Here is an 18,337-nt window from a genome sequence, read left to right on the forward strand (position 1 = left end):
GGGCTCCGGCTTACTGCACCACAGGGGCACGCACGGGCGCCGAAGCGTGGTTCTGTGCCTGCGCTGCGCTGCTGGCCTGTGCCTGGGTCACCTTGGGTGAGGCCACGGCCACGGCCTTGCGGCCCAGGTTGGCGGCGATGATGTTTGCCACCTCGTCGTCAGCGGCCTTGAACTGCTCGTCGAACACGGCGGTGGCGGCCACGGGCGTCGTGCGCTGCGTGTCCGAGAGGGTCTTGCCGCTCTGGTCGGCGGTGTCCACCTTCACGTCCATCGACAGGCCCACGCGCAAGGCGTGCTCGCTCACTTCCTTGGGGTCCAGCGCAATGCGCACGGGCACGCGCTGCACCACCTTGATCCAGTTGCCTGTGGCGTTCTGCGCGGGTAGCAGGGCAAACGCAGCGCCGGTGCCGGCACCCAGGCCCGTGACCTTGCCGTGGTAGACCACCTTGGTGCCGTACACGTCGGCCACCAGCTCGGCGGGCTGGCCGATGCGCAGGTTCTGCAGCTGGCTTTCCTTGAAGTTGGCGTCCACCCACAGGTCGTTCAGCGCCACCAGCGTCATCAGCGGGGCGCCGGCCTGTACACGCTGGCCCACCTGCACGCCGCGCTTGGCGACATGGCCGTCGAGCGGTGCGAGCAACTGGGCGCGCTGCACGGCCAGGTAGGCCTCGCGCACGCGGGCCGAGGCGCGCTGCACGTTGGGGTGCTGCTCGATGGAGGTGCCTTCGGTCTGGGTCTGGCTGGCGGCCAACTGCTCCTGCGCTGCCACCACGGCGGCCTGGGCCGCTGCCACCGTGCTCTTGGCAGAGGTCACCTGGGCATTGGCGTGCTGGAACTCTTCCTTGCCCACGGCGCCGCTGGCCATCAGCGGGGCCCGGCGGGCCACGTCGTCCTGCAGGCGCGCGGCTTCGGCCTGGGCGCGGGCCAGGTCGGCGCTGCGCAGGCTGACCTGGGCTTTCAGGGTGGAGTTGTTGGCGAAAAGCGTGCGCACTTCGCGCACCGTCTGCGCCAGTTGGGCCTCGGCCTGTTCCAGCGCGACGCGGGCGTCGGCTGGGTCGAGCTTGACCAGCAACTGGCCGGCCTTCACGTAGTCGGTGTCGTCCGCACCGATGGAGACCACGGTGCCGCCGACCTGCGGCGTGATCTGCACCACGTTGCCTGCCACGTAGGCGTTGTCGGTGGTTTCCATGTGGCGGCCATTGGCCCAGTGCCATGCGCCCCAGCCGATGGCGGCAAGGGCCACGGCGGCGGCGATCAGGGTCAGGCCGCGGCGGCGCGCGGGGTTGGTGGCTTCTTTGTTGGAGGCAAGGGGTTCGCTCATGGCAAGGGTCCTTCGGGAATGTGCTGTTGTGTGTGGTTTTTTATGCGTCGTATCGGGGTGCTGGTGCTCAGCGGGCCGCGGTCTGTAGCGTGGCCGTGTCGTCCGTCCAGCCGCCGCCCAGGGCCTTCATCAGCTGCAGGCGGGTGTCGAGCTGGCGCGCGCGCAGGTCCACGGCCAGGCGGCGCTGGGCCAGCACCTGGCTTTCTGTGGAGAGCACCACCAGGTAGTTGCCCAGGCCCGCGCGGTAGCGCTCCTGTGCGAAGCGGTAGGCCTTTTCGGCGCTGGCGGCGGCCTCGTCCTGCAGCGCCTGCTGGCGCGTGAGCGACTGCACGGAAGCCATGGCGTCGCCGGCTTCCTTCACGGCGTCGAGCACCATGCCGTTGTACTGAGCGATGGCAGCGTCGAGCTCGGCCTGGCGGCCGCCCAGTTGGGCGCGCAGCCGGCCACCGTCGAAGATCGGCAGGCGCAGCGCGGGCGTCACGCCCATCTGGCGCGAGCCTGCGTTGAACAGATTGTCCAGCCCCAGCGAGTTCAGGCCGATGAAGGCGGCGATGTTGATGTTGGGGTAGAACTCCGTGCGCGCGACCTTCACGCCCTGGGTGGCGGCTTCCACACGCCAGCGCGCAGCCACCACATCGGGGCGGCGGCCCAGCAGGTCGGCACCCAGTGCGTCGGGCACGGCCGTGGGCTGCAGGGCGGCCAATTGCGGGGTCAGCGAAGTCAGCGCATCGGGCGCCTGGCCGCTGAGCACGGCGACCTGGCGGCGCGCCAGGGTGATCTGCTCTTCCAGCGCCTCGATCTGGGTGCGCGCATCGGGCACGGCGGCCTGGGCCTGCGTCAGCTCGACCTGGCTATCGAGGCCTGCGGCCACGCGGTCGTTGGTCAGGCGGCGCTGCTCTTCACGCTGCGCAAGGGCCCGCACGGCCACCTCGCGCTGCGACACCAGGCGGGCCAGGGCCACATAGCTGCGGCCCACTTGGGCGGCCAGGGTGTTGGCGGCAGCGGCGGCATCGGCCTGGGCGGCGCGGGCCTGGCCCAGGGCCGCTTCCAGCTCGGCCGCGTGCTGGCCAAAGAAGTCGGGCGACCAGCTGAAGCTGGCCTGCACCGTGCCGCTGTTGTAGGTGTTGCCGGCCACCGGGGCGGGCACCAGGCCGTGGGCCGTGTAGCGCTGGCGCGTGGCGTCCACGCCCAGGTTCACCTGCGGGCCGTTGGCGGCTTCGCGCACCTGGCTCAGCGCCACGGCCTGTTCCAGCCGGGCGCGGCTCACGGCCAGGCTGGGGCTGCCCTGCAGGGCCTTGTCGACCAGGGCGTTGAGCTCTGCGTCACCGAGGGTGGTCCACCATTGCGGCGGGGCGCCAGACTCGGTGGCCGCTGCGTTCAGGCCCAGTGCGGCCGGCGTAGTCTGTGCCAGTGGCGTATGGGCTGCGCCGGGGCTGGCGCAGCCGACCAGGAAGAGGGCGGCCGCCAGCGCGACGGCCGACACGGCGAAATGGGCCGCCATGGCGGCACGGGTGGACAGGGGGGTGGTGGATGAGGACATGTCTGCTATCTCTTGGGGGGATACGGGGGCGGGGCGGCCGGGTCAGGCGGCCGGTGGCTGCTGTTGTTGTTCCTGGCGCACGGCATCGCCGTTGGCCAGCATGCGGCGCAGCATGCTGAGCAGCAGCTGCCATTCATCGCGGGTGAAACCGCGCAGGTGGTTGTTGAGCACTTCGGCGAGCACAGGGGGTACCTTGGCGGCGACGGCCTCGCCTTCGGGCGTGAGCACCACGTGCACCACGCGCCGGTCGGTGGTCGAGCGTTCGCGCAGCACCAGGCCCTTGGCTTCCAGGCGGTCCAGCGTGCGCGTCATGGACGCCGCGTCGGTCTCCAGCTCGCGGGCCATCACGGCCACCGTGGCCGCGGCCTGGCCCGTCATGGCCTGGCACTTGGAGATCTTGAACAGCGGCAGCCACTGCGCGAAGGTGAGGTCGTGGGTGGACAGCTGCGCGTCCGCCTGCGTGCGGATGGACGACATCACCTTGCGCATCAGGTAGCCCACGCTTTCCTCGGCAGGGCTGTGGCTCTTGCCGTAGAAAGGGGTGGACGAAGCGGGTGCGGAGCTGGTTGTCATGGGATGGGAATTTAATTGACTAGACAATGATTGTCATTGCAATCAATTAATTCCCGAGCTGTAACTAGGGGTTATTACCAGTGTCGCTGGGGGTTGTCGGCGTGGCTTCGCGAGGGCGGGTGCACTGCCCGATATAGTGGGCGGGCCATGTCGGCAGTCCTGCGGGTATCCCCGAATCGTTCATGACCACCCCTGCTTCCCCTATCGCGCCTGCGGACCCTTCTTCGTTGTTGCGCATCGCCGTCATGGGCGCCGGGGCGGTGGGCTGCTACTACGGCGCGCTGCTGTCCCGCGCCGGCCACCCGGTGACCCTCATCGGCCGTGAGGCCCATGTGCAGGCGGTGCAGCAGCATGGCCTGCGCCTGCAGACGGCTGTGCTCGACGTGCAGGTGCCCATGCAGGCCAGCACCGAGGCCAGCGCCGTGCAGGGGGCCAACGTGGTGCTGTTCTGCGTCAAGTCCTCGGATTCCGAAGACGCGGCGCGCCAGATCCGCCCCCTCCTCGCGCCCGGTGCGCTGGTGCTCACGCTGCAGAACGGGGCGGACAACGACGAGCGCGTGCGCGCCGTGCTGGACGCCAGCACACCCGTGGCGGCTGCCGTGGTCTACGTGGCCACCGCCATGGCCGGGCCCGGGCATGTGCAGCACCATGGCCGGGGTGAGCTGGTGATTGCGCCCTCGCCGCGCAGCGAGGCGGTGGCGGCACAGTTCGCCGCCGCCGGCATTCCCACGCAGATCTCGGACAACGTGCGCGGCGCGCTGTGGGCCAAGCTGGTGCTCAACTGCGCCTACAACGCGCTGTCGGCCCTGGCGCAGCAGCCCTATGGCCCTCTGGTGCAGGTGCCTGGTGTGACGGACGTGATCGCGGACACCGTGGCCGAATGCCTGGCCGTCGCGCAGGCCGATGGTGTCACCATTCCCGGCGACATACAGGCGGCCGTGCGCGGCATCGCGGCCACCATGCCGGGCCAGTATTCGTCCACCGCGCAGGACCTGGCGCGCGGCAAGCCCAGCGAGATCGACCACCTCAACGGCTATGTGGTGCGCCGTGGCGCGGCGCTGGGCGTGCCCACGCCGCTGAACCGGGCGCTGCAGGTGCTGGTGAAGCTGGCGGAAGGGCGGGGTGGTTCTGGATCGGCTTTCGGTGGTGGTTGACGCTTGCCTGTGCTGAGTGCGGGAGCCGGGATGTGCGCCCGGCGGCGCAGTAACTTTCTCTTGGCCGCCAAGAGAAAGTCACCAAAGAGAAGGCGGCCCCCAGTCTGCGTCCCCCTTTCGCCCTGTCGGGCGAACGGGGGCAACCTGCGATGCTCGGTCCTGGGGTGGTGCCGATGAACTCGCTGCGTTCTTCGAACTCCGCTCAAACAGCATCGGCAAGCTAGAGCACGAAGTGCGTGTGTCCTTCGGCACACGCACCCACCCCAGCCCCTGCGCTTCTCGGCGCAGCCAGCAGGGGTGGGGAGCGGGTACCACCCGGCTGCTGCTTTCGCAGCTGCGCCAGGTGCCGGTTACGCGCTCCGCGCTGCCGACGCAACTGGCGCGAGCGCTCTGGCGAGCAGAGCGCAGCGAAGGACCACAGGCCGAGCGAAGCAATGGCCCGTGTGGAGCCCGCTCCCACCCCCTTTTGACCGTGCCGAGAAGCGCAGAAGCTGGGGTGAGCGCGTGCCGAAGGACACGCGCATCGTTGTCTAGCTTGCCGCAGCTGTTTGAGCGGAGTTCGAAGAACGCAGCGAGTTCTGCGGCACACCCCAGCTTCGAGCGTCGCAGGCAGCCCCCTCGCCCACCGGGCGAGGGGGACACGGGCAGCGGGGTCGCCTTTCTTTGGGGTACGTTTCTTTGGCGACTCAAAGAAAGGTACCTCGGCCGCCGGGCCGAGACCCGGCTCCCGCCTTTTATCGAGGCATGCAGCAAGCAAACGCGACCGCTATCGGCAACATAATCAGACCTCGCCATTCACTTGTTGCAAGCAGCCAAACCATGTCCCATTCCCTTCGTCCCCTGGTCGCCTCCCTCTCCCTGGCCTTCGCCGCCGCCCTGGCCCACGCCGCCCCCGTGGCCGAAGTCCACGCCCTGGCACAGAAGGAGCAGCAACCCCTGCTCGACACCCTGCGTGACCTGGTGCACATCGAATCGGGCAGCAAGGACATCGAGGGCCTGAACCAGATCGCCGAGCGCATCGCCAGCCAGCTCAAGCAGCTGGGCGGCACGGTGGACGTGCTGCAGACCAGCGACGTCTACCGCCTGGACGACACGCCCGAGAAGGTGGGCCCCGCCGTGCAGGCGGTGTTCAAGGGCACGGGCAGCAAGAAGATCATGCTGATCGCGCACATGGACACGGTGTACCTCAAGGGCATGCTCAAGGGCCAGCCCTTCCGCATCGAGGGCGACAAGGCCTATGGCCTGGGCATCTCTGACGACAAGCAGGGCGTGGCCCTGATCATCCACACTGTGGCCATGCTGCAAAAGCTCAACTTCAAGGACTACGGAACGCTCACGGTGCTGATCAACGGTGACGAGGAAATCAGCTCGCCCGGCTGGCGCAGCACCATCACCCGCGTGGCCGCTGACCAGGACGTGGTGTTCTCGTTCGAAGGCGGCGGCACCGACGGCACCCTGCGCCTTGCCACCAGCGGCATCGGCGCGGCCTACATCACGGTGCAGGGCAAGGCATCGCACGCCGGCGCCAAGCCCGAGGACGGTGTGAACGCGCTGTACGAACTGTCGCACCAGTTGCTGCAGATGAAGGATCTGTCCAAGAGCGACGAGGGCCTCAAGCTCAACTGGACCGTTTCCAAGGCCGGCACCAACCGCAACGTGATCCCCGCCGAGGCCACGGCCCAAGCCGATGCGCGTGCCCTCAAGGTGGCGGACTTTGATGGGCTGGAAAAATCGCTGCAAGAGAAGATCAAGACCAAGCTCATCCCGGCCTCCAAAGTGGACGTTAAGTTCGAGGTGCGCCGCCCACCGCTAGAGGCCAGCGAGGCATCGCGCCGCGTGGCCGGCTACGGCAAGGTCATCTACCAGGAATTGGGCCTGCCGCTCAGCGTGGTCGAAAAGGCCACGGGCGGCGGTACCGATGCGGCGTTCGCGGCCTTGAAGAACAAGGGCGCCGTGGTCGAGGGCATGGGCCTGTCGGGCTATGGTGCCCACTCCAACGATGCCGAGTACGTGCAGGTCAACACCATCGTGCCGCGCCTGTACCTGGCCACGCGCATAATCATGGATATTTCCAAAGGCGTGTTGAAGTAACGCACCCACGCGCGCCCCGGCTGCGCGTATTTTTTGGCCCTCGCCGGTGCACGCCGGCGGGGGCCTTTTCACGTCAGGCGAGCGGAACGGGCACGCGCACCGCGCCCGTGGCGTAGAAGGATTCCAGGTTCTCCAGCACCAGGTCGGCCATGGCGCGGCGGGTTTCGTGCGTGGCGCTGGCGGTGTGGGGCGTGAGGACCACGTTGTCCAGCGCCATCAGCGCCGCAGGCACCTGGGGTTCGTTCTCGAACACGTCAAGGCCGGCGCCAGCGATGCGCTTGTGCTGCAGGGCCTCGACCAGCGCGGCCTCGTCCACCACGCTGCCGCGCGCCACGTTGACCAGGTAGCCCCTGGGGCCCAGGGCGTCCAGCACTTCGCGGTTGACCATGTGGCGCGTGGAGGCGCCGCCGGCCACGGTGAGCACCAGGTAGTCGGCCCATTGCGCCAGCGCCAGCAGGGATTCGAGGCGGGGCAGCGCAGAGCCTTCGACGGGTCGGCGGTTGTAGTAGCCGACCTCCATGCGAAAGCCGGTGGCGCGCTCGGCCACAGCCAGGCCGATGCGGCCCATGCCGACGATGCCCAGGCGCTTGCCCGAGACGCGCGTGAGCGGCGCATAGCGGGTTTTGGGCCACTCGCCGCGGCGCACGAAGCGGTCGCTCGCGGCCACGCCGCGCGACACGTCGAGCATCAGCGCGAACGCCATGTCGGCCACGCAGTCGTTGAGCACGTCGGGTGTATAGCCGACCGGAATGCCGCGCGCCCGCGCCGCAGCGATGTCCAGCGCATCGAAGCCCACGCCGAAGCTGCTGATCACCTGCAGGCGGGGCAGGGCCGCAATCACTTCGCCCTTGAGGCCAATGGATGCGGACGTGACCACCCCGGTGAAGCTGGCGCCGTGCTCTGCCAGAAAGGCCACCGGGTCGGCCTGGTCGGACAGGCACACCACGTCATAGCGGGCGGCCAGCTCGGTATCCAGCGCGGGCAGGGGCAGGCGGGCGATTTGCAGGAGGCGGGGCTTGGGCTGGGTCATGAAGAAAGGAAAATGGGCCAGTCCCGGGAAGCCGGGCCGGCCGTTGTAGAGGTCGGGCCGCAGCGTCGGTGCTGCAGCCCCATGGTGGCGATCTTATGCCGCTACACGCACTGCCTGCCGCGCCAGCAGCTTCCACTGCCCGCCCTGCTGCTGCTGCCAGACACCCAGGATCTTGATCTGCACCTTGCCGGGCTTGCCAGAGTCGTTGGTGTCGGCCGTGAGCGTGTGGCGCACGATGGCGGTGTTGCCCACCACCTTGATGGTCTGGTCGCTGATGGTGATGGTGACGAAGTCGGACTTGCCGGCGAGCAGGTCGCCGATGAAGCTGTCCTTGGTGTCCACGCGGCCGCCCGAGTGGCCGTAGCTCAGGTCATCCGCCACCAGCTGGGCCAGTGCGGCCTGCGTGGGGTCGACCATGGCCACGCGCAGGCGCTCGGCCGCAGCGGCCACCGATTGCTCGGACGCGGCGGACGATGCTGCAGGCGAGTTGCTTGCGCAGCCGGTAAGGGCTGCGATTGCCACGGCAGTAGCGGCTGCGAGGACGATTTTCTTGAACATCTTGTCTGTCTCCATTGTTGTGTTTGAGGATGTAGGTGCGTGCCGCAGGGAAAATCCACGCGCCCGTGCACGGCCAGGCGAATGGAGATCGTGAAATGAAAAAGGGCCTGGTGATCCAGGCCCTTTCAGGCGCTTACTGCGGGCCGAGCTTGTCGATCAGCGCTTTCAGTTGCTCCATTTCGGCCGGCTTCAGGTCCGTCAGCGGCGCGCGCACGGGCCCTGCGTCGTGGCCCACCAGCTTGGCGCCCGCCTTGATGATGCTCACGCCATAGCCTTCCACCTTGTTGCGAATGTCCAGGTAGGGCATGAAGAAATCCTTGAGCAGCCGGTGCTGCGTGGCCATGTCGTCGGCCGCCACGGCCTTGTAGAAGTCCATCGCCGTCTTGGGGATGAAGTTGAACACCGCCGACGAGTACACCGGTGTGCCCAGCGCCTTGTACGCTGCCGCATACACCTCGGCCGTGGGCAGGCCGCCCAGGTAGGAGAAACGGTCACCCATCTTCATGAAGATCGAGGACATGGTCTCGATATTGCCCACGCCGTCCTTGAAGCCGATCAGGTTGGGGCAGCGCTCGGCCAGGATCGCCAGCGAGTTGGCCGTCAGCTTGGTGCGGTCGCGGTTGTAGACGATGACGCCGAACTTCACGCTGTTGCAGACCGCAGCCACATGCTCGATCAAACCCTCCTGGCCGGCTTCGGTCAGGTAGTGGGGCAACAGCAGAATGCCGTGGGCACCCAGGCGCTCGGCCTCCTGGGCGTGGGCGATGGCGGTGCGGGTGGGGCCGCCGGCACCGGCAATGATGGGCACCTTGCCGCGGCAGGTGTCCACAGCGGTCTTGACGACCTGACCGTATTCGGCACCCGACAGCGAGAAATACTCACCTGTGCCGCCGGCGGCGAACAGGGCGGTGGCGCCATAGGGGGCCAGCCATTCGAGGCGCGCGGCATAGCCCCTGGGGTTGAAGTCGCCCTGGGCATCGAAGTCCGTGACGGGGAACGAGAGCAGGCCGGAGCCCATGATGGATTTGAGTTCTTGCGGGTTCATGGTGGTGCGGGGCGGTGATGTGAAAAAAGAGGCGGATGCTCAGTCGAGCTTGATATTGGCGGCCTTCACCACGGAGGCCCAGCGCGCACGCTCCTTGGCGAAGAACTGGTCCTGTTCGGTGGGGGTCATGGTCACCACCTCGGCGCCCTGGCCGGCCAGGCGCGAGCGGATGTCGGGCGAGCGGATGGCGGTGATCAACGCCTTGTTCAGCCGCTGCACCACGGCTTCTGGCGTGCCGCGGGGCAGCAGAATGCCTTGCCAGGTGCCGGACTCGTAGCCGGGCACGCCTTGCTCGGCGATGGTGGGCACGTCGCCGATCAACGGCATGCGCGTGGACTTGGACACGCCCAGCACCTTGAGCTTGCCGTTCTGCACCTGGGGCAGGGTGGCCAGCATGCCGTTCATCAGCACCTGGGTCTGGCCGGCCACGGTGTCCTGGATGGCCGTGACCCCGCCCTTGTAGGGGATGTACTGCCAGCGCGCGCCGCTGGCACGCTCCAGCGCCACACCGGCCAGGTGCGGTGCGCTGCCGGTGGCGGTGACGGCGAAGTTCAGGTCCGCTGTCTTGGACAGTGCGATCAGTTCCTTGAGGTTGTTGGCCTTGACCGAGGGGTGCACCACCAGCAGGTGGGGCGAGTAAGCCAGCATGGTCACGCCGCGCAGGTCCTTGGAAGGGTCGAACGACAGCTTGGTGTAGACCGAGGGGCTGATGGCCAGGGCGCCGACGTCGCACAGCAGCATGGTGTAGCCGTCCGGATCGGCCTTGGCCACGAAGTCCGCGCCCAGGTTGCCGTTGGCACCGGGCTTGTTCTCCACGATCACGGTCTGCTTGAGGGCTTCCGACAGGGGCTGGCTGATGGAGCGGGCAATGATGTCCGAGCTGCCGCCGGGAGGGTAGGGCACGATCAGCTTCAGGGTCTTGGTGGGTTGCCATTCTGCGGCGGTCTGGGCCGTGGCGGTGGTGGCGGCAAGGGCGGCGGTGCACGCCAGGATGGCGTCGCGGCGGGTGAGTGTCATGTGTTGTCTCCTGGTTTCACTGTTGTTGCTAGTCATCGTACAACCAAGTGCGCAGAAAAACAATTGCCCTTACAAAAAAAGAGCGCATTAAAGTGCCGATGAGGTGGCCGCCTGGGGTGCCGGATGCCCTGCGGCTGCGGAGTCGATCGCCCGTTGCCTGTTGTCGGAGGGGCGTAGATGGCACCGCATTCTCCTATGGGGATGGCTGGTCGGCGGCAGTTTCTTCGCTGCATGCACTGCAAGCCAAGGGAGCATGCAATCGGGTTCGGGTAATCCCTTTGGTCAGATGCGCTGTGCGGCTCCACAATCCGCAATGTTGTATGACGACATATGACATGCAGTCCTTTTCATGGAAGCGGGGACCCTTCTGCGTCGTGTCGCCCGCATGCCTGTATCCGCCGCCTGTGCGGTCTCCCCCTGTTGAAAGGAAATACTGATGACCCGTGTAATTCGTTGGCGCGGCCTGGTGCTGCCCCTGGCTGCCAGCGCCCTGTGGCTGGGCGCATGGTCCGCTGCAACGGCCGCTACCTGGGTGTATGTGTCCAATGCCGACAGCCAGGATCTGTCCGTGCTGGAACTCGACCGCAGTGCCGGCACGCTCAAGCCTGTGGAGACGGTGCCCCTGGCCGGCATGGCCATGCCCATGGCGGTCAGTCCGGACAAGCGCGTGCTCTATGTGGCGCTGCGCTCCCAGCCGTTCCGGGTGGTCAGCCTGGCCATCGACCCCGCCAGCGGCAAGTTGCGCAAGCTGGGCGAGGCGCCGCTTGCCGACAGCATGGCCAACATCGACACCGATGCCACGGGCCGCTGGCTGTTCGCCGCCTCGTACCCGGGCCACAAGATCACGGTCAACAGCATCGGCAAGGACGGGGCCGTGGGCGCCGTGCAGCAGCTCATCCCCACGGCGCCCAACGCGCACGCCATCCATGCCGATGCGGCCAACCGCCATGTGTTCGCCACCAGCCTGGGGGGCGACAACCTTTCGGCCTGGCGCTTCGATGCCGAGACGGGGCGGCTCACGGCCCACGAGCCGGCGCTGACCACCATCGCGCCCGAGAAATCGGGCCCGCGCCACTTCGTCTGGGACCGTGCGCAACGCCATATGTATGTGCTCAACGAGCTCGATGCCGCCGTGCACGTGATGGCCTACGACGCCGCGCGCGGCACACTGCGGTCCGTGCAGCGCACCACGGCGCTGCCCGCCGGCTTTGCCGGCAAGCCCTGGGCGGCCGACCTGCACCTGTCGCCCGACGGCCGCACGCTGTATGCGTCCGAGCGCACGTCGAGCACGATCAGCAGCTTCCGCGTCGATGCCGCCACGGGCCAGCTGCAGCCCCTGGGCCAGGTGCCCACCGAAAAATCGCCGCGCGGCTTTGCGGTGGATTCCTCGGGCCGCTTCCTGATCGCGGCGGGGCAGGAGTCGCACAGCCTCTCGCTGCACCCCATCGATGCGGCCACGGGCATCCCGGGCGCGCCCACCCGCGTGCCCGCCGGCAAGAACCCCAACTGGGTCGAGATCGTCGACTTCCCCTGAGCACTGCTCTTCGTCCGCTTTTCACCATCAGGAGACAAACACCATGCAACGCAGAACCTTCATCCCGGCGGCGGCCTTTGCCGCTGTCAGTTGCTTCATCGGGCTGCCCGCCGCTGCCCAGGGCACCTGGCCCACGGGCAAGACCATCAGTTACGTGGTGCCCTTTGCCGCAGGCGGCACCACCGATACGCTGGGCCGCATGATTGGCCAGCAACTGGGCACGGCGCTGGGCACCACCGTGGTGGTCGAGAATAAGGCCGGCGCGGCGGGCAGCGTGGGCTCGGAGGCGGTGGCGCGCGCGGCACCCGACGGCTACACCTTGCTGGGCGGCACTGTGAGTTCGCATGCGATCAATGCCAGCCTGTACCCCAAGCTGGGTTACGACGCCATCAAGTCGTTCAGCCCGGTCACGCTGATCGGCACCAACCCCGTGGTGCTGGTGGTGGCCGCCAACAGCCCCTACAAGACGCTCAAGGACGTGCTGGCCGCCGCAAAGACCAAGGAGGGCGGCCTGTCCTCCGCCTCGGCCGGCACGGGCAGCTCGCAGCACCTGGCAGTGGAGCTGCTGGGCTTCAAGTCGGGCGTGAAGTTCACGCACATCCCCTACAAGGGCAGCGGCCCGGCGATCCAGGACGTGATAGGAGGCCAGGTGGACATGATGTTCGACACCACCGTGGTGGCTGCACCGCATGTGCAAAGCGGCAAGCTGCGCGCCATTGCTGTCACCGCGCCCAAGCGCCTGGCCTCCATGCCCGACGTGCCCACGGTGGCGGAGTCGGGCATCAAGGGCCTCGAGGACTTCCAGGTCCAGTCCTGGCAGGCCAATCTTCGTGCCCGCCGGCACGCCCGCGCCGGTGGTGGGTCGCCTGCACGACGAGATCCGCAAGATCCTCGGGCAGCCGGACATGCAAAAGCGCCTGGCAGGCTTCGGCATGGAGCCGGCCGATCTGAACGTGGGGCAGATTGCCGCCTTCCAGAAGGCCGAGGTCGAGAAATGGGCCCAGGTGATCAAGGCCGCCAACATCAAGGTGGACTGATCGAACGGTTGGGCGGCGCGGCGCCTCTACTCGGGGGAAATGGCTTCCTCGCCGTCGCTCGCTGTGTCTTGCACACTGCCTGCTGGCGGCTTGCGTTCCAGTCGGAACTCGGGGTGCTGGCCGGTCAGCAGCAGGAACATGGCGAACACCGGGCCCTGCATGCTGCGTTCGTCGGTCGTGCTCTCCAGGGCCTGCCAAGTGCGTGACTGCAGGCCGCCCCGGCTGCCGGTCTGCAGCGGATAGCCCAGCAGCTCTGCCGCCTGCGCCTGGCTCAATCCGGCGGCCGTGCGCGCGGCCTTGAGTTGGTCGCCGCTGGGGATCGGCATACTCAGCGCAAGGGTGTCGGGGCGATGGCTCATGGGATGTGCGTGGGTGGGCGGGATGCAGGCATTGTCGTCCAGCCACCGCGCGGCGTGTTCATTCCAGGATATGGCCTGTGGCCGGATACTGGCCCGAGAGCAGTTCGCCATCCGTGAGCGGCGGGCCTTGCCAGAGCATGGCCCGGTTGGCGCCGCAGCCCAGGGCCAGCTCCTTGAGCGTCCGCAGCTCCGCGTGGGTGTAGCGGCCTTCGGGGTTCGCGGGCAGGTGCAACACGATGTGGGGCGATGGCAGGAAGCGCCAGAACGATCCCTCGTCCAGCACGGTGCGCACGCTGTGCTTCAGCAGCTGCTGTGCGAGCACGAAGTCCGACACCAGGGAGCGCGGGTGGGCCAGCGGGGTCGCGATGCGCGCGCCGGTCTGGGCTGCTGCCTCGCGGGCCCGGTTGCCTACGGCCAGGATGAGCGGCTTTGGCTGGTCCTGCAGGGCAATCTCGGGCACCTCGTCCCAGGTGGCGCCCGTTTTCGGGTTGCGCACGCTCAGGCGCTCGGGTGATATTGCGATGTACAACAGGGGCGTCAGCGATTTGAGCATGGGTTGGGCGTTGCAGGCGGGTGGATCTGTGCGCATTCTGGCCCAGGTGGCCAGTTCCCTGGCACCGGTATTGGGTATGGGCAGAACAGTCCAGATGCCCGGGCACAAGCCGTTGTACAGTGGCACGCCACAGCCCCGAAGGATTTCGCAGATGCACAGCCCGGCCGCCTCGCCCAACGCCACGCCCACCGCCAGCACCCCCGGGGGCTGGTGGGCCGTGTGCCTGTGCGCCAACTGGTGCGGCACCTGCCGCGACTACCGTGCCATCTTTGACACCCTGGCCCTGGCCCACCCGGAGGTGCGTTTCGAGTGGGTGGACATCGAGGATGAGTCCGAACTGGCGGGCGACCTGGATGTGGAGACCTTTCCCACCCTGCTGATCGCCGATGGCGCGAGCGCGCGCTTTCTTGGGCCTCTGCTGCCCCAGGCGCCTGTGCTGGCGCGGCTGCTCTCCAGCCTGCAGGCGGTGCAGGGCGGGCCAGCGGCGGGCGGTGATGCGCAAGAGGTGTTCGAGCGCGTGCGTGCGGCACGCGGGGGCTGAGGTAGGGGTCTAGTGCAGTGTTTCACGCTATCTGGCACATAAAAAGTCGTCTTTTCGGCCCTGGCCGCGTTGCAAATCCTCGCGATACGCCCGGTATCGCTGTGGTTTGCGCCTTGCCAGGACCAAAAATCCGCCCTTTTTATTTGTGCCATCAAGCATGAAACATTGCACTAGCGGCCACCTCCATGGGGCAGGTGGGGGCTCTGATCTGCTATTTTTTGAATAGCAGTTTGTACAGTACCATGAACCGATAGCCGCTGTCGCTCCCCTCCGATAGCCCTTGTCGCCCTCCTGTTTGTGTATTGAATTTTTCCATGTCCCTGGAGTTCTGGTTCGAGCCTGAGTCATTGCGTGCGCTGTGCGACGATGGTGTGTGGGCGCGGGGCACGGCGCTGTTCAAGGCGCGTGCCGTGCGGCGGCTGGCCGTCAGCGCCCAGGGCGACCACTGGCGCCTCGAAGGCGACGTGCAGGGGACCCAGTTGGCGCCTTACCAGCTGTCCGTCTCGATGGCGCTCATGCCCGATGGAGCGGTGGACTACTGGCGCAGCCAGTGCAGTTGCCCCGTGGGCCTGCAGTGCAAGCACGGCGTGGCGCTCATGCACCAGGCCGCGCGCCAGGGGCCGAGCGAATTGGACCGGGCCAGGGGCCTGGCTTTGCCCGCTGCCGGGCTGAACCGCCCGCCACCGGCCCGCAGCGACGTGCAGCAGCGCATGGCCGAGGTGCACCGCATGGAGTCGGAGGCGCGCCTCATGAACTGGCTGCTGGCATTGGACAAGGCCGCAGGCCTTGCCGATGGCGATGCGCCAGCAGGTGCCGGCGGCGCGGCGGACCGCCCTGAACAATATGTCTACCTGTTGTCTGTGGTGGGGGCGCCGCGGGCGGCACCGCTGCTGCAGCTGGAGGCCGTGGTGTCCTACCCCAAGGTCACCGGCGGCTGGGCCAAACCCAAGCTGGTGCGCACCCAGCCGGGCAAGGGCCAGGCGGTGTTCGACCGGGCCGGCGACACCGACCGCCAGGTGCTGCAACTGCTGCGGGCGCTGCCGCGCCACCAGAACTATTACTCCGCCTACAGCGGTGCGCCCTGCGCGGTGGTGGAGGGGCAGATCGGCCTGCTGGCCGTGCAGCAGGCCGCCAGCACCGGGCGCCTGTTCGCCGATGCGGGCGGCTCCACGGTGGGGGCGCCCCTGCGGTGGGGCGAGCTGCTGCCCATCGAGTGGGCCTGGCAGGCCGTCTCGGGCGGTGCGGCCGGCGCACAGGCGCAGGACAGCGGCTGGGCGTTGCAGGCGCGCCTGCCCCAGGCGGGCGCCACGCTGTGCCATAACAACCCGCCGATGTACCTCGATGCCGCTGCCGGCCTGTGCGGCCTGGCGCATGCACCGGGCATGGAGCCCGCGCAGCTGGAGGTGCTGCTGCACGCGCCCACCCTGAGTGCTGCTGCGCTGCAAAAATACCAGGCCGACGTGGCCCGGCGCCTGGGCCCCGTGCCGCTGCCGCCCGTGCTGCAGGGCTTGACCCGGCTTGACGGCGTGCCCCCCGTGGCGCGCCTGCACCTGGCGCCGACGCCGGCAGCCGGGGTGGCCTACATGGGGCTCATCACGGCGCAGTTGCGCTTCGACTACCTGGGCCATGTGGGCTGGTGGGTGGGGCAGCCCCTGTCGGTGCTGGTGGACGGCCTGGACGGTGAAGGCGACAAGGTGCTGCTGCAGCGCGATGGCCGTGCCGAGATCGACGCCGTCTCGCGCCTCATGGACCTGGGCCTGCTGGGCGTGGACGAGGGTTTGTTCGGCATCCCTGGCGAGCGGCCGCAGGGCGCCTGGATGCTCTGGGCCGACGAAGGCTTCGCCGCGCTGCGCGAGGCCGGCTTTGCGCTCACCGTGGCGCCCGAGCTCGATGGCTGGATCACGCACGCGCAGACCATCCACGTGCACCTGGGCCCAGAGGGGGCTGAGGGCGATGGGGGGGACGATGCGTTCGGGCTGGATGACGGTGCGGACGGCGCAGAGCCGGGTGGTGGCGCTGGCGCACACGGCGATGGTGGCGACCCCAATCCATCCCCCTGGTTCGAGCTGTCGCTGGGCATCGAGATCGATGGCCAGCGCCACAACATCCTGCCCTGGCTGCCCGACCTGATCGCGGCGGCCGCATCCGCGGCGCCCGACCCCGCCGAGCCCGGTGGCGGCGCCAAGGGGCTGGCGCTGCCTCCGTTTCTGTACCTTCCTGCCCCCAGTGGCCATGGCTTCGTGCGCCTGCCCACCGACACCCTGAAGCCCTGGCTGGCGGCGCTGCTTGACCTGGCGGGCGACCGCGCACATGATTTTTCGGGCGAGAGCCTGCGCCTGTCGCGCCTGGAGGCGCTGCGCACCAGCGCCTCGCTGGGCGATGGGGTGGCGTGGGAAGGGGCGGCCAGCCTGCACGCCCTGGTGCAGCAACTGCAGGGGCAGGGCCAACTGCCCGAGGTGCCGGTGCCTGCGGGGGTGCAGGCGCAGCTGCGGCCGTACCAGCAGCAAGGGCTCAACTGGCTGCAGTTCCTGCGTGCCAATGGCCTGGCGGGCGTGCTGGCCGACGACATGGGCCTGGGCAAGACCTTGCAGACGCTGGCGCACATCCAGGTCGAGAAGGATGCCGGCCGCCTGGTGCAGCCCGCACTCATCGTGGCGCCCGTGAGCCTGATGGGCAACTGGGAGCGCGAGGCCGCGCGCTTCACCCCCGGCCTGCGCAGCGTGGTGCTGCACGGCAAGGAGCGCCACGCCCTGGCCGAATCCATGGCCGAGCACGACCTGGTGATCGCCCCCTATTCGCTGCTGCAGCGCGACCGCGAGCGCTGGCTGGAGGCGCGCTGGCACATCGTGGTGCTCGACGAAGCGCAGAACATCAAGAACGCCACCACCAACGCCGCGCAGGTGGTGGCGCAGTTGCAGGCCAACCACCGGCTGTGCCTGTCGGGCACGCCCATGGAGAACCACCTGGGCGAGATCTGGAGCCTGTTCCACTTCCTCATGCCGGGCTTTCTGGGCAGCCAGCAGCGCTTTCGCGACCTGTTTCGCAACCCCATCGAGCGCCAGGGCAGCACCGAGCGGCTGGCGCAACTGCGCGCGCGCATCACCCCCTTCATGCTGCGCCGGGCCAAGTCGGTGGTGGCGCACGAGCTGCCGCCCAAGATCGAGACCGTGATGCCGGTGGACCTCTCGGGCGGCCAGGCAGACCTGTACGAGACCATCCGCCTGGGCATGGAAAAGACCGTGCGCGAGGCGCTGCAGGCCAAGGGCCTGGCGCGCTCGCAGATCACCATCCTCGACGCGCTGCTCAAGCTGCGCCAGGTGTGCTGCGACCCGCAGCTCGTGCCGCTGGAGGCGGCGCGCAAGGTGCACACCTCGGCCAAGCTCGCGCAGCTGATGGAAATGCTGCCCGAGATGCTGGCCGAAGGCCGGCGCATCCTGCTGTTCTCGCAGTTCACGAGCATGCTGGCGCTGATCGAGGCCGAGCTGTCCAAACACGGCCTGCCCTGGGTCAAGCTCACGGGCCAGAGTCAGAAGCGCGACGCCATCATCGACCGGTTCACCAGCGGCGAGGTGCCGCTGTTCCTCATCAGCCTGAAGGCCGGTGGGGTGGGGCTGAACCTGCCGCAGGCCGACACCGTGATCCACTACGACCCCTGGTGGAACCCCGCCGTGGAGGCCCAGGCCACCGACCGTGCCCACCGCATCGGGCAGACGCAGAGCGTGTGGGTGGTCAAGCTGGTGGCGCGCGGCACCATCGAAGAGCGCATACTGGCCCTGCAGGAGAAAAAGGCCCAGCTGGCCGAAAGTCTTTACCAGGGTGCGGCGGGGCGAAAGCAGCCGCTTTTCACCGAAAGCGACCTTGCCGAGCTGCTGCAGCCGCTCTCGCTGCCGTAGCCAACAGGGGCTGGCAAAGGCGTTTTTCCGCGCAAACCCGCGCCGGGCGTTGTTCTGCCGCACATGCAGGGTGTTTGCGGCGTGCTCGTGG

The 18,337-nt window shown here is 68.2% G+C and carries 14 protein-coding genes and 1 pseudogene; 6 read left to right on the forward strand and 9 right to left on the reverse strand.

Annotation, left to right across the window (positions count from 1 at the left end):
- Window positions 1-10: 10 nt before the first annotated feature.
- The 3 genes from ACSQ9E_RS07860 to ACSQ9E_RS07870 all read right to left on the reverse strand — a co-directional run bounded on the left by ACSQ9E_RS07860 (window position 11) and on the right by ACSQ9E_RS07870 (window position 3,434).
- Window positions 11-1,321, reverse strand: coding sequence for an HlyD family secretion protein (locus ACSQ9E_RS07860; RefSeq protein WP_436217369.1), 1,311 nt, complete (start codon window positions 1,319-1,321; stop codon window positions 11-13).
- 67 nt (window positions 1,322-1,388) lie between these two features.
- Complete coding sequence (locus tag ACSQ9E_RS07865; protein WP_436217370.1) at window positions 1,389-2,861, reverse strand: efflux transporter outer membrane subunit; 1,473 nt, start codon at window positions 2,859-2,861, stop codon at window positions 1,389-1,391.
- Window positions 2,862-2,903: 42 nt separating this feature from the next.
- Window positions 2,904-3,434: a MarR family winged helix-turn-helix transcriptional regulator gene (locus ACSQ9E_RS07870; protein ID WP_428000191.1), complete on the reverse strand. Its 531-nt coding sequence runs from the start codon at window positions 3,432-3,434 to the stop codon at window positions 2,904-2,906.
- Between the two features lie 182 nt (window positions 3,435-3,616).
- Between ACSQ9E_RS07870 and ACSQ9E_RS07875 the strand changes: the two genes are divergently transcribed.
- Together ACSQ9E_RS07875 and ACSQ9E_RS07880 are read left to right on the forward strand one after the other, a co-directional pair.
- Window positions 3,617-4,588, forward strand: coding sequence for a ketopantoate reductase family protein (locus ACSQ9E_RS07875; RefSeq protein ID WP_436217371.1), 972 nt, complete (start codon window positions 3,617-3,619; stop codon window positions 4,586-4,588).
- 819 nt (window positions 4,589-5,407) lie between these two features.
- Window positions 5,408-6,679, forward strand: a complete 1,272-nt coding sequence (locus tag ACSQ9E_RS07880) for a M20/M25/M40 family metallo-hydrolase (RefSeq protein WP_436217372.1) — start codon at window positions 5,408-5,410, stop codon at window positions 6,677-6,679.
- Between the two features lie 73 nt (window positions 6,680-6,752).
- On the opposite strand, the gene ACSQ9E_RS07885 is transcribed toward ACSQ9E_RS07880, so the two are convergent.
- The 4 genes from ACSQ9E_RS07885 to ACSQ9E_RS07900 all read right to left on the reverse strand — a co-directional run bounded on the left by ACSQ9E_RS07885 (window position 6,753) and on the right by ACSQ9E_RS07900 (window position 10,329).
- Window positions 6,753-7,709 carry a 2-hydroxyacid dehydrogenase gene (locus ACSQ9E_RS07885; protein WP_428000194.1) on the reverse strand — a complete coding sequence of 319 codons (957 nt, stop codon included), beginning with the start codon at window positions 7,707-7,709 and terminating at the stop codon, window positions 6,753-6,755.
- A 93-nt stretch (window positions 7,710-7,802) separates the two neighbouring features.
- Window positions 7,803-8,267 (reverse strand): nuclear transport factor 2 family protein, encoded by a 465-nt coding sequence (locus ACSQ9E_RS07890; protein ID WP_428000195.1) that lies wholly within the window; start codon window positions 8,265-8,267, stop codon window positions 7,803-7,805.
- Between the two features lie 133 nt (window positions 8,268-8,400).
- Entirely contained in the window at window positions 8,401-9,312 is a 912-nt protein-coding gene (gene kdgD / locus ACSQ9E_RS07895; RefSeq protein ID WP_436217373.1) for a 5-dehydro-4-deoxyglucarate dehydratase, read from the reverse strand.
- Between the two features lie 39 nt (window positions 9,313-9,351).
- A complete protein-coding gene (locus ACSQ9E_RS07900) occupies window positions 9,352-10,329 on the reverse strand; it encodes a Bug family tripartite tricarboxylate transporter substrate binding protein (RefSeq protein ID WP_007857619.1) in 978 nt (325 codons plus the stop codon).
- 436 nt (window positions 10,330-10,765) lie between these two features.
- On the opposite strand from ACSQ9E_RS07900, the gene ACSQ9E_RS07905 reads away from it, so the two are divergent.
- The gene (locus tag ACSQ9E_RS07905; protein ID WP_436217374.1) at window positions 10,766-11,863 is read left to right on the forward strand and encodes a lactonase family protein; all 1,098 of its coding nucleotides are present in this window, start codon (window positions 10,766-10,768) and stop codon (window positions 11,861-11,863) included.
- A 43-nt stretch (window positions 11,864-11,906) separates the two neighbouring features.
- Window positions 11,907-12,900, forward strand: a pseudogene (locus tag ACSQ9E_RS07910) (Bug family tripartite tricarboxylate transporter substrate binding protein).
- A 26-nt stretch (window positions 12,901-12,926) separates the two neighbouring features.
- Here the strand turns inward: ACSQ9E_RS07910 and ACSQ9E_RS07915 are convergent.
- Window positions 12,927-13,259 carry a helix-turn-helix domain-containing protein gene (locus ACSQ9E_RS07915; RefSeq protein ID WP_436217375.1) on the reverse strand — a complete coding sequence of 111 codons (333 nt, stop codon included), beginning with the start codon at window positions 13,257-13,259 and terminating at the stop codon, window positions 12,927-12,929.
- A 58-nt stretch (window positions 13,260-13,317) separates the two neighbouring features.
- Window positions 13,318-13,812, reverse strand: a complete 495-nt coding sequence (locus tag ACSQ9E_RS07920; protein WP_057268835.1) for a rod shape-determining protein — start codon at window positions 13,810-13,812, stop codon at window positions 13,318-13,320.
- 151 nt (window positions 13,813-13,963) lie between these two features.
- Here ACSQ9E_RS07920 and ACSQ9E_RS07925 point away from each other — a divergent pair, with 151 nt between their 5' ends.
- Together ACSQ9E_RS07925 and ACSQ9E_RS07930 are read left to right on the forward strand one after the other, a co-directional pair.
- A complete protein-coding gene (locus ACSQ9E_RS07925) occupies window positions 13,964-14,353 on the forward strand; it encodes a thioredoxin family protein (RefSeq protein WP_057203719.1) in 390 nt (129 codons plus the stop codon).
- 314 nt (window positions 14,354-14,667) lie between these two features.
- The gene (locus ACSQ9E_RS07930) at window positions 14,668-18,246 is read left to right on the forward strand and encodes an SNF2-related protein (RefSeq protein WP_436217376.1); all 3,579 of its coding nucleotides are present in this window, start codon (window positions 14,668-14,670) and stop codon (window positions 18,244-18,246) included.
- Window positions 18,247-18,337: the final 91 nt, after the last annotated feature.

Source organism: Acidovorax sp. LjRoot118 (assembly GCF_964253575.1).
In the GTDB taxonomy this organism is placed as follows: domain Bacteria; phylum Pseudomonadota; class Gammaproteobacteria; order Burkholderiales; family Burkholderiaceae_C; genus Acidovorax.

Bases quoted from the DNA above. Each gene is read 5' to 3' on its own strand.
- ACSQ9E_RS07885 (WP_428000194.1), bottom strand. From the start codon at position 7,709: ATGACCCAGCCCAAGCCCCGCCTCCTGCAAATCGCCCGCCTGCCCCTG.
- ACSQ9E_RS07875 (WP_436217371.1), top strand. From the start codon at position 3,617: ATGACCACCCCTGCTTCCCCTATCGCGCCTGCGGACCCTTCTTCGTTG.
- kdgD (WP_436217373.1), bottom strand. From the start codon at position 9,312: ATGAACCCGCAAGAACTCAAATCCATCATGGGCTCCGGCCTGCTCTCG.
- ACSQ9E_RS07915 (WP_436217375.1), bottom strand. From the start codon at position 13,259: ATGAGCCATCGCCCCGACACCCTTGCGCTGAGTATGCCGATCCCCAGC.
- ACSQ9E_RS07880 (WP_436217372.1), top strand. From the start codon at position 5,408: ATGTCCCATTCCCTTCGTCCCCTGGTCGCCTCCCTCTCCCTGGCCTTC.
- ACSQ9E_RS07865 (WP_436217370.1), bottom strand. From the start codon at position 2,861: ATGTCCTCATCCACCACCCCCCTGTCCACCCGTGCCGCCATGGCGGCC.
- ACSQ9E_RS07905 (WP_436217374.1), top strand. From the start codon at position 10,766: ATGACCCGTGTAATTCGTTGGCGCGGCCTGGTGCTGCCCCTGGCTGCC.
- ACSQ9E_RS07890 (WP_428000195.1), bottom strand. From the start codon at position 8,267: ATGTTCAAGAAAATCGTCCTCGCAGCCGCTACTGCCGTGGCAATCGCA.
- ACSQ9E_RS07870 (WP_428000191.1), bottom strand. From the start codon at position 3,434: ATGACAACCAGCTCCGCACCCGCTTCGTCCACCCCTTTCTACGGCAAG.
- ACSQ9E_RS07920 (WP_057268835.1), bottom strand. From the start codon at position 13,812: ATGCTCAAATCGCTGACGCCCCTGTTGTACATCGCAATATCACCCGAG.
- ACSQ9E_RS07860 (WP_436217369.1), bottom strand. From the start codon at position 1,321: ATGAGCGAACCCCTTGCCTCCAACAAAGAAGCCACCAACCCCGCGCGC.
- ACSQ9E_RS07900 (WP_007857619.1), bottom strand. From the start codon at position 10,329: ATGACACTCACCCGCCGCGACGCCATCCTGGCGTGCACCGCCGCCCTT.
- ACSQ9E_RS07925 (WP_057203719.1), top strand. From the start codon at position 13,964: ATGCACAGCCCGGCCGCCTCGCCCAACGCCACGCCCACCGCCAGCACC.
- ACSQ9E_RS07930 (WP_436217376.1), top strand. From the start codon at position 14,668: ATGTCCCTGGAGTTCTGGTTCGAGCCTGAGTCATTGCGTGCGCTGTGC.